Origin of the sequence: Sphingobacterium kitahiroshimense (assembly GCF_025961315.1) — a bacterium.
GTDB classification, from domain to species: domain Bacteria; phylum Bacteroidota; class Bacteroidia; order Sphingobacteriales; family Sphingobacteriaceae; genus Sphingobacterium; species Sphingobacterium anhuiense.
The window spans coordinates 1,052,068-1,066,279 of sequence record NZ_JAOQNK010000001.1; the positions used below are offsets into that span (position 1 = coordinate 1,052,068).

Here is a 14,212-nt window from a genome sequence, read left to right on the forward strand (position 1 = left end):
AAGCCATTGTATATGAAAAATAAAGTAAATTATCTCGCTGTCCTGACGTTTTTTATTATTGCTGTTCTTCTTCGCTATCTGACCAATAAAACTGATTTATTGAACGGTATATCAAGCGGATTTATTAAAATCATCCTACAGGGTATTTCTCCCACCATTGCTGCATTAGCTGTCTTCGCTCTCTTTAAAATAAAACCCGTTCTAACATTAAAAGGGAACTACAGCAATATCATGACACCTTTTCTCTTATACTGGGCATTACCCATTATCCTAATTTTAGGTACGGAGTATGCTATCAAAGGAACCCTATCTTTTGAAGCTATTACCGCAATCTTAATTTATGGTCTTTTAGAAGAAATCGGATGGCGCGGATTTTTACAGCAGCAACTGAAGCCATTACCGGAATTTTTAAATGTATTCATCGTGGCTGTACTCTGGTTTATCTGGCACCTGAACTTTGATTTTACCAGTTCAAACCTCTTGTTTTTGGGGATTTTAATCCTTGGCAGCTGGGGAATCGGAAAAGTTGCCACTAATACCCATTCCTTATTAGCAGTAGCTGCATTTCACTCGCTCAATAATTTTTTCCCGGAGATGAATACCATAAAAATCATCCTACTCACTTCATTATTGTCCATCTGGGTCATTGCACTGATCATTAGAAAAAAATAACAAAATGGACAAAAAATTATACTAAGCTAAAAAGTATCGCATACCATACTCCTGTTTTAAGAGAGCTTAAAAACAGGAGCAGCAAAAAAGATCGCGCGCTAGACTTCTAATTTTAAATTATTCAGTACCCCATATTTATCTTTAAAATATCAAACAAAAAGGAAGATACATACGGTATCTCCCTTTTATATTATAAAATTGTAAAAATCCTTTATTTAACTATTCCACCACGATCTCATTTATCTTTTCATTACCATAAAAAACAGGAAAATACATCAACTCCGCCTTTGCCGGATTTACCGTATAGACCCCCGTGTATCGTGGCAATAGCTCGATTTCAAAAATATGCGACCCCTTATTCAATTTTGGACAAAAGATAACTACCCGATCCTTGAAATGTTCCCGATGGGCTTCATTTCGGTAATATCCAGGCGATTTACTTTCATAAGTACAACCCGCAGGAATCGGAACTTCAAGCTGGACGTACTCGGCCTCTCCCGTCAGCGATACAGTAACTTCTATTTTGATCGGTTTACCTTCTTTTAACGTAGTTACAGTTCCTTTTTCGTTCTTAAATCGAGTAGAAACAGTCAAACCCTTATCTTTTTCAAGAGCAGGATTGGCATTCCAAAAGTTCTGATATGCCGTCAGAAACAGCGGTCCTGTCCCCTCTTTACGTACTCGAATCTGTTCAGTCGGCGCAAATGTCTGCGTATAAGGAAATGCGGTAATACGCTTATCGTTCACAATTGCTACAGGTGCCTGAAAAGTTTCGCCTTCTTTCAATAAGTCTGGAAGAATACTTCGAATAATCCGTGAAGACTCATAGATATTGCTCCAGTTACCCCGTTGCTTCTGTGCAAAGAAATAATTTCGAATAAGCTCGAGATCCGATTCATGCCCCCCGATTGTTTTCAATACTGCATACGCCAATAACGTATTTTCCGTATGCGTTTCGGTTGGATTCAAAAATATCCTTTCGTTCTTATCAGAAACACCTCCCGAAGTCCAATACATACCACCTAAAATTGTTTTTGAAGCATATTTCAGCACAGTATCTGCGGCATGAGCATCTGCGATCCCCAATTTAGCCATCAACAGATATTTAAGCAATATATCCTTCGTTGATTTACTTTTCAACTTTCCATCAATAGCAAGAAAATAGTGTTTATAATCCGTTTTAGGATCCAGCCGGTTTAAAAACACCAATGCGTTAAACAATCCTTCCTTGGCCATATTAAGTTTATCTTTGTTCCAAAGAACATCCAACGAAGCTAAACTTCTTTTCAAGCTTTCCTCCTCCCGTTCGATATACAATCTTCTCGTCAACCCCGTCCTGTAACCCGCATCTTCAGCATCCAATAGCACAGAAACGACATAATTACTGATCCATGATACCGTTTCACTTTTATTCCACCAGCCCCAACCTCCAACTGTATTCTTGTTTTTCTGCAATTCTTTCAAAAGGTCAAGGATTTTTTTCTCTTCTTCAAACGGCTTCCCTAAAAGTTTTGTTAACGCTTTCTTAGAAAGTAGCGCACTTAATTTAGATGCCAGCTGTTCGTTGCACAAAAACTTATAAGCATCAATATGTGCTATTTCGCGCTGGATGAATTCCCATGAATTGGCCTCAGCATGCACGGTGATTTCTCCCAGCTCAGGTGATGTTTTTAACTGATATTCTTCCGTTCCATTCAACACCTTAAAATCACCCTGATGCTGCTCCAGTCCTTTTTCGAAAATCGGAATACTTCGTTTCTCGCCATCAAAATAGCCATTAGAAAGTCCGATCGCATACGAAAGCTGCAAGCTATCGCCTTTTCTTGCCCGAACAGCAATTGGATCGCGGTATGACTTCGCAATTTTCAAATTCGCTTTTACAGAATCAACCCCATTATAGATCGTCCGTAGTACTTCCAGACTATCGCCAAGATAGTTAACCACTCGACCTATTGCGGTAAACTGATCGCCACGAATAGCAAATCGTGGAGCTGCCAAATGTGCGGAAACAGCTTTAAAGGCTTTAATATTCAGCTCTTTGGTATCTGCAAAATCTTTTACCCCCTTGGCAATAAAGATTGTTCTCCAATTGGTAATATCATCTGGATAAGTAGTCTCAAAACTCGCTTTCCCTGCAGCGTCTGTTTTGAGCTTCGGTTGCCAGAAAGCATCATCATGAAAATTGACCCGCATCGTATTACCCGATTCGAGGTAAGGCATTGAAACATTCGGCTGTACTGCAGCCACAGTTCCAGTTCTGGTCTGTACCATAATGACTCCATTGGCAGCCCTTGCGCCGTACAAGGCAATCATGGATTGATCCTTTACCGTATTCACGGAAGCAATTGCAGCCGGATCAAAAGAAGCAAGATCACCTTCGAACACCACACCATCCACCAAGATCAGCGGTTTTGTACCAGCATCCATACTGTTATTACCTCGAATCAAGATACCGCTCACCTTTCCTTGCAACGATTGTGAAGCATTTAACGATATCGTCTGGACAGAACCTGTCATACTTACCCTCTTCTGGTTAGCCACACCCATCACAACGACTTCATCCAATTGATTGTCCTGCGCCTTCAACTCAACAAAATAATCCTGCCCCATAGATACCTTGATATCCGAAGGATTATAGCCTATTGCAATGATCTGCAACTGTACTGCTTTTTCATCCGAAAGATCCAATTCGATACTACCATCAAAATTGGAAAAATACTGCTGTTTCGAACCCATATTTTTGACAGCAGCCCCGATCACCGGTGCATCACCATCATAAACCAAAATTCTGACAGAGGAGCTGCTATTACGCTTTGCAATAAATTCAGCCTTGTTTATTTTTAGAACTTGACCATGCCCCTGCTGTTCATAAAGAATAGAATCACGAAGCGGATTCAACACCCTGTTTGCAACGGTTTCATCACGGACCATCTTATAAGCCACTGCGGCATGAGGTGATCGCTGGTTCCATTGAATACCATCTAGTTTCAGGTAGTTTAGTCCATTCGATTTTAACGTTACAGCCAAACTATAGGCCGTCGAATCGTCTTTCACCACATGCAAAATAATATCCCCGAGAGGTAAATTACGCAAGCTATTTTCAGCTCCATAATACAGTCTATAATACCTACGGTCTTCCGCTTTTGCAGGTTCTACGAAAATAAGAGCAGGCTTGACAAGCTTTTGTTCAGCATCCAGACCATAACTTAAATTGAGGTTAAAGGTTGGTTCTTTGGAATCTTTTTTCGCCAAAACAAATTGCGCAACTCCACTATTATTTTGCATGGCCTCCCTAAATTTACTCGCCACATTTTTCTGAATATCACTACGTATCCATAATTTCTTCGTAAAATCCAATTGCGGTTTAAAGTAAGGTGCATCTTTTCGTATATAGTCCGCATCAAAACTTTTCAACTTTTGGTACTGCTGATAAAGTGTATATTGATATCCGCCTTCTATTTCAAAACGTCCAATTGATGTCGTATCCACGATTAATGTTGCTATTTTGGGCACGCCATTATACATTTCGGTACGCGGAAACGGACCTACCAAAACAGGTGCTGACACTTGAGTCCTAAGCCTACTGTTATAGGTCCTGTTCGGAAATGGATTCAGATAAAAAAGATCGCCTGAAGTCTGGATATAACCTGGCATTTCGATAGGCACATTTAGATTTGGCAATTGCCAAGCTCCAAAATTATTGGTTACGGAAATCAACTGTTTTTTGAGTTCCGTGACTTCGGTATCTTTCAGCTTTCCAACATCGTCCTTGGGCAGCATTTTGACCAAGATCTGTCCTTTACCCAGCGTTTCATCAGGGTAGTTGAATCCAATTGTATCCTGCGCTATATTAAAGGATACGATCGTTCTCCGACCTTTTTCAACGCGGAACCCTTTCACCAATACCTCCCTGTCATGTGTTCTGAATTTAAATTCATGCTGTCCCGGATAGATCTCAAAAATATAATCATCATGGTGTTGACTCTGTTTCGCATAAGTCAAAACACCATCTATCCACATCATGTGAACCCCTTGTACCAAGCCATTTACCACCAGATATGGAGAAATTTGGCTTTTAATTTCCGCGACCGGCTGCGACGCCTGATAATAAACTTTAGGAAATAAAAATTGGTAAAAAGCAATCGTATCAAGCTGCATTTCTTTAGACCATCTCGCCCAGTCCTTTAATGCCTCCTGGTGTCTTACCTGGGCTTCATCCAGATCAAAATTAAAATTCTGGAAAGGTTGGGCATACCGCATGAGCCCGCCAATCTTGACATTTGGAGCACTTGTATTTTTAAATTTTGATGTAAATCCATAAGCCGTAATATCCACATCCGGCACAGGTTTGCCCACTTTATCGGTCACGGACAATTGCACCTCAGCCTTTTGACCAGGATAAACCGTTGTCGCTGTATTGACCTCTAAATTCAGATTTTTCTGCATAAAAGGAAGATCTTCCTTTATCACTTTGGCACGGCCTGCAAAAAGATAAGTAATCTGCAGGCTATACCCTTCTTTTCCCCGTTCTGAAAATGCTTCGTTTAATTGAGTCGCATAACCCGACGAAACCATTTTCTTACCTTTCCTAACCTGATACCAAAAAGGAATAGCTGCCGGATTACTCACCGTCAATAAAACCGAATCGGTCGTGCGGTAAAAACGATAACGCAGTTGCTCCTTTTGTTCCTGTTCCAAATCCAAGATTTCAGAAATTCCATTCGCCTTAACTCCTATTTCCGTTGCATGCCATGCAACCGGTATGATATGGGGTAAACGAACCTGCTCTACGCGCAACATTTCATTGTTTTCACCTAATAATTCGATCTTAGCATCGCTTGATTTTTCAATACCTTTCTCAAAATACTTAATCTCCGCCTGCCCGTCTTTAACGGCGATACGAATTTCTTTTTCCGTATCAAGCAAATGGAGCTGCAGTATTTTTTCATGACGCTCATTGTCCGAACTGAGGTAGGTACCTATAACTTGAAAAGGAAGACCCATGTCTGACGGGAAAATCGAATCTGGCAAAACGATTTCCTTTTCCGCGACTTCATTAAGAGATACCGTTGTCTGCCATAACGTATCCGGAACAAAATTCACCTGATTGGCCTTCATTTTTCCTGTACGGTAAGAGTTTGGTACAACTTTCAATTCTACTCGACCATCATAAACAGGCATATCATTCTCATTGACAACCTTTAACTTCAGGCGGATACTATCCCCTTTTGCAAAATCCGTGCGATCGGATTTCATGCTAAACGTGAGACTTTTCAATTCATATTCTTCATATCGAAACGACTCTTCAAGCAACACTTGCTTAGATTTGCTAGACTTCAATAAAACACGGTAATATTTATCTAGGGTAAGTCCCAGTCCTGCATTTAAGTCAAAAGAAAAAGCATACATGCCAGGGCGATAGGGAGCAAGTTTTGTGATGACCGTATCTTTAGCATTGCCCACTACATGTACATCCACCGAATCTAGATTTGGTTTCCATTTACCCTCTTCGAGATAAGCCTTGAATTTCACCTGATCATTGGGCTTATACATCGGCTTATTGAATACCATAAAGCTTTGGTTATCAAAACTTTTTTTCTTACGAAAAATCCTTTTAAATTTATATTTTGTCCGTTGCCAGTTTGTTTTCACACCTTGCCAAAAGGATACTTTTTCTTCATAAGGCCAGTTCTTTTCTACACGTAGATAATGATACACCCCTTTATGCAAGATGCTGACGATATCACCTGTTTTCGCATTAGCAGCATGATAATAGCCCAATTTCCGATCATAAGAGACCCTATTCTTGCCCAAAGAAAGGTGTGCATCGGTTATCATATTACCCAATGAATCGTACAAGCAAACCGCAAATGCTTCGGTCGGAATGACCTTAGCATACAGATCATCAATGATAAATTCATCATATACCAGGTTATTTTCATCAGCACGGACTTCCACATAATTGCCACGTGGCAAATTGAGTTTTTGATTACGATACTTTCCTTTTTGAACAAAATCGGTCAGCATACCCTCGTTAAATTTCACTTCTCCGATATGGATCTTTTTTAAAATCTCGGGGTTTAATTTATAGATATAATAATCCGAAGATTGACGTTGACTATTGAACAGTGCAGACTGCCCAAATAAGGCGATCGAATACAAAAAGGTTAAAATACTAACGATAATTGACTTCCAACTCATAAAAAGGTATTGACTAAATTCCCTTAAAAATAGATAAATTTTCCAAACACACACATTATACTTCATTATACGCACAAATTTTCGTGCAGAGATATCAAAATTTCCCAATAAAACCTGCGTCAGAAGCTATAATCTCGGTGAAAAATTCCTCATCGGGAGGAATATGTTGTACAGCACAAATTCATGTTAGGAGATAATCGCCATCTAAATATTAAAATCAGTGAAATTTAATTTTATTTAGAACAATTCCAGATTAAAACCTATATTTGAACCTATCTATCTAAAACGACTTGCTTAGTGAGCCTTAAACTATTTTTTACAAAAAAAAACAAGCAGAAAAAACCACCTGAACAAATATTTCAGGAGTGGTTCGATGCCTATTGGAATCGACTTGTTGATTTTTGTGAACACCATTGTAATGATGAGCAAATCGCTATGGATATGGTACAGGATATTTTCTGCTCGCTTTGGAAACGTAAAGAAGTGATGGAAGAAATTATTCAGATCGAACACTATCTCTTTCGCGCTGCGCGAATACGGATCAATGATTATTACCGTGAAAAATATAAGCGCATTGATCAGACACATGAATTGACAGAGACCTTCTGCCATAGCATCAACAACACAGAGGAGACCATCTATTTCAGAGATCTTGATCATTTTGTAGATGGCCTGGTCAACCGACTCCCATGCCGTTGCCGTCAGGTCTATACCCTGAGCCGCAATAGCGGTCTAAGCATACCCGAAATTGCCGAAGCATTGTCTGTGTCCGAAAAGACTGTCGAAGCACATCTCACGAAAGCCCTAAAATTCCTGAGAAATAAGATCTCTACATCAGAACAAAAATAATTTTTTTTTAGACTAAGGGTAAAACAGCTAAACGACGACTGGTATATAAAAATATATGAAGATCGATCATCAGCTCTTGGAAAAATACTGGTCAGGCCAGTGCACACCTGTTGAGAAACAAGCTGTGGAAGCTTGGATGGCTGATGGTATTCCTGATGAAGAATTTCCACGCAAGCAAAGTAACTATACACCCGAAGAGAAAAAAGCGATCTTATGGCAAAATATTCGCCATCAAGCTGATATCCCCGATACGTTTTCTGCAGAAAAATCAACCCGTAGACGCTGGCCTAAACTCGTCGCAGCAGCCAGTATCGTGAGTATCCTATCGGCAGCTTGGCTCTATCTTCGATCGGATAAAATAACAGCAGAACCGATCGTAACCACCCGCTTTGTACAGATCGAAGTACCTTTTGGAAAAAAACAAAAACTCATCCTCAGCGATGGAACGACCATAAGTCTCAATTCCGGAACAAAATTACGCTATCCCGAAAAATTTGATGCAGCGAAAAGAGAAGTGACCTTAGATGGTGAAGCTTTTTTTGAGGTGAGCAAAGATCCAAAACGACCTTTTATTGTCCAGACTAAAAATACCAGTACCCGCGTACTGGGTACCCGATTCAATTTGCTAAGCCGTACCGGACAGTCCGATATGCTTACTGTGGAAGAAGGACGAGTACAATTTACCGCAGCAAATTGTCCGGACACCCTTATTTTAAAAGCCAATATGCAAAGTAGTTATGCTGCAGGAAAGATGAAATCAAGTACCGTAAATAGTGAACTGTCGACTGCCTGGATGGAAGGACAACTTATATTCGACAACAAAACCATCAAACAGGTGATTCCGGAACTTGAACGCTGGTATAATGTAAAGATCACCTGTCACAATACAGCAATACTGAATGATCAGGTGAGAGGGAAGTTTAAGCAGGCTTCTTTAGCATCAGTTTTACATGATATCAGTTTTGCAACCTCCATCAAATATACCATCAAAGATAAGGAGGTCAGCTTATATAGATAATCGATCCGCAAAAAATAACCCGGTGTACGCATCGCCAAAATTGTCCACCGGGGGATGAAATTAAATACATTAACTTAATCACATTTGTAAAAATATGAACTTTTTGCTACTTAGCACACCGCTATTTCCCAGAACATGGAAAAAAAATAGCCTTTTATTAGCACTTTCTTTCTCCTGTCTCTTGACACAGGCGCAACAGGGTATCCTCCAGACCAAGGTCAGCATCCAGATCAAAAACCAAACGATAGCGCAGGCGCTAGAAAAAATTGAAGAAAAAACAGGCTGTTCTTTTATCTACAGCCCCAACCTGATCGACGCACAAAAAAAAGTATCGGTAAACCTGCAAAACGCACGCTTAGAAACAATTTTGCAGGAGATCCTGGGCGATGCTGTAAAACGCGTAGAGACCAATGGAAATCGCATTAATTTACAGCCCTCTTCTGGAAAAGGCAATCTGAACGGACAGGTACACAGCAGCGATGGTCACCCAGCTGGATATGTGAGCATCTCCCTTGCGGGCAGACAAATCCAGGCCGATGAAAATGGTAAATTTTCGTTCAGTAATATAGAAGCCGGCAGCTATACCGTAGAAGCAAAATATGTTGGCTTGCTGACCCAAAAGCAACAGGTACATATTGAAGCAAATAAAACATCTACAGTCAACCTTGTGCTCTATGAAGATGCTACAGCACTACAGGAAGTAGTGGTCAACGGCGAACGTAAAAACCGCTTTGCAAATAAAGAGACCCCTTTTGTAGCCCGTATGCCACTGCGCAATTTGGAGAACCCGCAGGTCTATCAGGTGGTAACGCAGCAGTTGATGAAAGAACAAGTTTCTTATACCATCGCCGAAGCCATGCGGAATGCAGGTGGTACTGTACCTGTGATCAATCCTTCTGGCGGACTGAGTGCCCATTTAAGAGGATTTAGTACAGGAATTAATGCCCGCAACGGTATGGAGTCCACTTCGGACCGATCTGCAATGGATCTTGCCAATGTAGAACGCATAGAAGTACTTAAAGGTCCATCGGGAACACTATTTGGAGCATCCGTATCTTCATTTGGTGGCGTAGTCAATCTCGTTACGAAAAAACCAATTGAAGCAAAACGTACGGAAGTAAACTACACCACCGGGAGCTATGACTTAAACCGTTTATCCATAGATCTCAATACTCCGTTAAAGGCCGACAAAAGTGTACTATTTCGTTTGAATACCGCTATCCATAAAGAAAGAAGTTACCTCTCGGATGCTTTTAACAATACCTTTTTAATCGCACCCAGTTTAAGCTATCAGGTCAATGAGAAGCTGACCCTAAACTTAGATGCCGAATACCTAAAGGTTCACAATACACAGCCCAATAATTTTGTTATCCGGGCCAAAGATGTACTTCAACCTAAAGATCTGAAGTTGGATTACCGCAAAAGCTTGTATTATAGCGATGCCGATGTACAAAATAGCGCTTCCAGAATCTTTGCTGAGGCAAAATATAAAATATCGGATAAATTCCAGTCCACCACCGTGTTCTCGTACGTTTCGGAAAATGTGGACCACAGCTATCAGCGTGTCGTGCTCGTCAGTTCTCCTACAGAGGTTACCAGAGCCGCATCCATATATAAGGATGTCTATAATGGATACGCAAATATTCAGCAAAATATCAATGGCGAATTTAACACAGGAAGTATCAAACATAAATTGCTGGTCGGAGCCAATTATAGAACCCTCAGCAGCAGTTTCCTTTTCGGAGATATACAGCTATTCGATAAAGTAGATGTGACCCAAAAATTCACGCCCCTGTTGAGACAGGAAATCGATAAAAATGCCGAATTTGCACCGTACCCCACTCCTTCGCAACAAACGCTCAGTGCATATGTATCCGACATGATCACCATCGTGCCACGTCTTTCGACCATGCTTTCACTACGTGTTGATCATTTCAATCGGAACAAAGTGGAAGATGAAGAAGGATTCAAACAAACATCATTAGCGCCTAAATTAGGATTGGTGTATCAGATTCTTCCCGAGCGTATTTCTGCATTTGCCAATTATATGAGTGGTTTCCAAAATGTTGCTCCGGTCATCCAGCCAGATGGAAATCGATTTGTCATAGATCCAATATTTGCCAATCAAGCAGAAGGTGGAATAAAATCGGAGCTTTTTCATAAAAAATTAAGTCTGACGGCCAGCTATTATTATATCAAGATTGATAATGCCACCCGTGTCAATGCGGACATGTTTACCGAACAGGATGGAAAGCAGGTGAGCAAAGGTGCAGAACTGGAGGTCATTGCCAACCCCATCGCAGGACTGAACATCATCGGAAGTTATGCCTATAATGATAATCGCATCATCAAAGCTTCTGATACTGCTGTTGAAGGAAACAAGGCAGAATTTGCGCCTGAAAATGTCGCCAGTTTTTGGGCTTCTTACACTTTCCAAGAAAAAGTAAAAGGTCTCGGTATCGGTGCCGGAGTCAACTATGTTGATAAAATGTACCGCGCTTCGACAAATACCTTTTTTATCCCCAGCTATACGCTGGCCAATGCAACTGTGTTTTATAACAAACAAGCTTGGGGAATTCAATTGAAAGCGAACAATATCTTTAATAAACAATATTGGGACAGTTGGGGCAATTTGCAGGCACCATCCAGTGTGGCGGCAAACCTTTCCTATCGTTTCTAAAAATTGTATAGCAACGAGCAGACCGCTTTTAGCGAGCGGTCTGCTTTATTAGATTGTAAATTGTGCTAAAGAAAATATTACATCAAACACACCTTTGGATGGGTTTACTCTCATCACTTATCGTCTTTATACTGGGCATAACCGGTTGTATATTGGCATTTGTTGATGAAATCAAACCCTTGGTTTATAAAAGTCATTTTTACGTGGAGTCCACGAGTCCAGATCATGACCGTCAGTCGTTTTCAACCTTATTGGACCAAGCAGAACAGCATTGGGGTGCTGAAAAACAGGTCTCGGCCGTAGAAATTGAAAACAATCCACAACGGACCTGGCATTTTAGGGCATATAAAGAAGATGATAACGATGGAATCTGGTACTGGAACGAGAAAAAATACTATGAGTCTGTTTTCATCAATCCCTATACCGCAGCAAACGTATACAGTGAAAATGCTGAATTTGAATTTTTCAGGGTCATACTCTACCTCCACTGGTCATTGCTGTTCAAAAACGACATTGGCCAACCCATTGTAGGCACTGCAACGCTATTTTTTGTGCTCTTACTATTAACAGGTCTATATCTGTGGTGGCCAAAAAACAAAAAAGCAAGACGTGTTCGGTTTTGGTTTCGCTGGAAAAATAAAACCGGCATAAAACGGAAAAATTACGATCTGCATAATATTCTAGGATTCTATTCCTTCACGATCGCTTTAATTCTTGGATTGACCGGTATGATCTGGGCCTTTCCCTGGTTTGATGAGTCGGTACAGCAAGTACTCAATAAAATCGAAAATAAGGCTCCGGAAACAGTTCTGGCGAAACCTATTCAGTCACAGGCTCATTTGAATACAAATCTTTCGGTCTACGATAACATTCTGAACGAAGTACAGGTAACCTATCCCGATGCACATGCCTATTACTTTTATTTTCCACAGAAGGAAGAAGCACCGTTAAACGTGTATATCCGCTATGAAAAAAGCTATGCCTCTATCATACGGCAGTATGATGTTAAAAAAGGTGCACTGCAAAAAACCATAGATTTCTCAACTAAAAATTGCGGTGAAAAAATGCGGGCCTTAAATTACGATATCCACTTAGGAAGTATTCTGGGAATCCCGGGCAAGATGCTGGTATTTTTGGCATCGTTGATTGCCGCCAGCCTACCTGTCACCGGTTTCTACATCTGGTACAATCGACGTAAAAAGAAAAAAAAGAAAGCGTAAATAAAGCTTAGGAACCCGTTCATTTTCTTAATGATAAAAAGGCTTATCCCATTACAGATAAGCCTTTTTACTGATCAATTCCTTTAGCTTCATTCTGATAGAAATATCTGCAAACAAATATCTTTTAAAAAAAGCAGATAAACACTCCTTTCACTAATAAACAAAGACAGAATTATTCCCGTCTCTATTTTTCATCATTAATTCGTTAATGCTACATATTGGTGAAGCATCGTAGGGTTTTCGGCCTCGGTAATTAAAAATTGTGCGACATCAGCTCGCGATATTTTCCGAACTTTCATTCCTTTCTTAAGTTTGGGTAATACACGATAAGATGAAGTCAACTCTCCGTCCGTCAGCATTCCTGGCCGTATGATTTCCCATTTTATAGCACTCGCTGTGATCAAATCTTCCATGATGGTTTTATTGTTATACTGATCTTTAAGAAACAATGAAATGACTGTGCGCATAAAGAAACTTAAATAACCTTTACTCTCTCCGGCCCCAAAGCCCGTGATGACCAAAACGGGCGAAGAAAAGTTCAGATCAGCTGTAACGCTTATAAGTGCTTTTGCTACATCAGAAAAAAGAGTCGTTGCCTTTTTATTCTTTGTTCCAACAGTTATAAGGACGGCATCAGTATTTTTAATTGCATTTTTCAAATCATCAGACACTGTTGCACTTCCTTTTATCTTAATGAGATTGGGATGCGTAGGGAGCTGATCCGTATTTGTCGATAATGCCGTTACCATATGTCCTTTTTCAACAGCCTGTTTAACCGCATGTAAGCCAATTCCCGCCCCTGCCCCTATTATTGCTATATTCATTTTATTTTAATGATTTTATTTCAAGATATTTTTCGGTGATACTTTTCCTTGCTACCAATAGGCTTTCGCTCCCCCATTGCCAGCTCCTGTCCTTCTGCTATCATATTTTCATAATCGGTAGCAATCACCTCAGCGCTGACATCGCCATCCACAATAGCACATATAGCGAGGTAATGTTTCTTAACAAGATCATCTCCGCTTATTCCCTCTTTAGCCATTAATGTAGGATTGGTCGTTACACCGTCGAGAACCCCGAAGTCTTGGGCTTCCTGAATATCATTCAAATTGGCTGTGTCAATAAAAAATTTCATTTATTAAATTTAAGTTTAGTAGTTTATGGTTTGGTCTGCAAATGCAGCCTTTAAGAATCTCCAATTGCAAAACAAAACTATACTTTTAGGCTTTCAAAAAATGAAACAGATCGTAAAAATAAGGGTAAAAATGTTCAAAATACAGTTCTGAAACACAGCTATAGGCTGTTTAATCGTCTTCCTTGCAGAAAACAGTTGAATAGAAGAAGTAGACATCAAAAGTCGTAAACAAAAAAGGAGACGCAATAAAGAATCTCCTTTTTAATCACTTTTCCTTCATCTCCCAGACAGCCGGCTGGTCACTCCCTTGTCCCGTTACTCCGTCAATATGTTACGTCTTAACGATGTCACTTTTTCAATATGTCACTACATTACAGCCGAAAACATATTACTATGGTACACTGCCAACCCTGCGCAAGTACTGATTCTAAAAGAGA

General features: G+C 40.2%; 7 protein-coding genes and 1 pseudogene. 5 read left to right on the plus strand and 3 right to left on the minus strand.

What is annotated here, in order from left to right; genetic code table 11:
- Window positions 1–12 precede the first annotated feature (12 nt).
- On the plus strand, window positions 13–672 hold the full coding sequence (locus tag M2265_RS04700; protein WP_132767380.1) for a CPBP family intramembrane glutamic endopeptidase: 660 nt from the start codon (window positions 13–15) through the stop codon (window positions 670–672).
- A gap of 219 nt (window positions 673–891) precedes the next feature.
- Here M2265_RS04700 and M2265_RS04705 read toward each other — a convergent pair whose 3' ends face one another.
- The gene (locus M2265_RS04705) at window positions 892–6,873 is read right to left on the minus strand and encodes an alpha-2-macroglobulin family protein (RefSeq protein ID WP_165905807.1); all 5,982 of its coding nucleotides are present in this window, start codon (window positions 6,871–6,873) and stop codon (window positions 892–894) included.
- A gap of 297 nt (window positions 6,874–7,170) precedes the next feature.
- Between M2265_RS04705 and M2265_RS04710 the strand changes: the two genes are divergently transcribed.
- From M2265_RS04710 to M2265_RS04725, 4 genes are all read left to right on the plus strand, one after another.
- A complete protein-coding gene (locus M2265_RS04710; RefSeq protein ID WP_132767376.1) occupies window positions 7,171–7,722 on the plus strand; it encodes an RNA polymerase sigma-70 factor in 552 nt (183 codons plus the stop codon).
- A gap of 55 nt (window positions 7,723–7,777) precedes the next feature.
- Window positions 7,778–8,740 (plus strand): FecR family protein, encoded by a 963-nt coding sequence (locus M2265_RS04715; RefSeq protein WP_132767374.1) that lies wholly within the window; start codon window positions 7,778–7,780, stop codon window positions 8,738–8,740.
- A 94-nt stretch (window positions 8,741–8,834) separates the two neighbouring features.
- The gene (locus M2265_RS04720; protein WP_132767372.1) at window positions 8,835–11,420 is read left to right on the plus strand and encodes a TonB-dependent receptor; all 2,586 of its coding nucleotides are present in this window, start codon (window positions 8,835–8,837) and stop codon (window positions 11,418–11,420) included.
- A gap of 62 nt (window positions 11,421–11,482) precedes the next feature.
- Window positions 11,483–12,640, plus strand: coding sequence for a PepSY-associated TM helix domain-containing protein (locus M2265_RS04725; RefSeq protein ID WP_132767371.1), 1,158 nt, complete (start codon window positions 11,483–11,485; stop codon window positions 12,638–12,640).
- Between the two features lie 197 nt (window positions 12,641–12,837).
- Here the strand turns inward: M2265_RS04725 and M2265_RS04730 are convergent, their stop codons facing one another.
- Complete coding sequence (locus M2265_RS04730; protein WP_132767369.1) at window positions 12,838–13,464, minus strand: NAD(P)-dependent oxidoreductase; 627 nt, start codon at window positions 13,462–13,464, stop codon at window positions 12,838–12,840.
- A 77-nt stretch (window positions 13,465–13,541) separates the two neighbouring features.
- Window positions 13,542–13,775: pseudogene (locus M2265_RS04735) on the minus strand (transaldolase family protein); the annotation flags it as partial.
- Between the last annotated feature and the right edge of the window lie 437 nt (window positions 13,776–14,212).

What these genes read in the sequence shown, in the direction of transcription:
- M2265_RS04700 (WP_132767380.1), top strand. Translation starts at nt 13, where the DNA reads ATGAAAAATAAAGTAAATTATCTCGCTGTCCTGACGTTTTTTATTATT.
- M2265_RS04705 (WP_165905807.1), bottom strand. Translation starts at nt 6,873, where the DNA reads ATGAGTTGGAAGTCAATTATCGTTAGTATTTTAACCTTTTTGTATTCG.
- M2265_RS04715 (WP_132767374.1), top strand. Translation starts at nt 7,778, where the DNA reads ATGAAGATCGATCATCAGCTCTTGGAAAAATACTGGTCAGGCCAGTGC.
- M2265_RS04720 (WP_132767372.1), top strand. Translation starts at nt 8,835, where the DNA reads ATGAACTTTTTGCTACTTAGCACACCGCTATTTCCCAGAACATGGAAA.
- M2265_RS04730 (WP_132767369.1), bottom strand. Translation starts at nt 13,464, where the DNA reads ATGAATATAGCAATAATAGGGGCAGGGGCGGGAATTGGCTTACATGCG.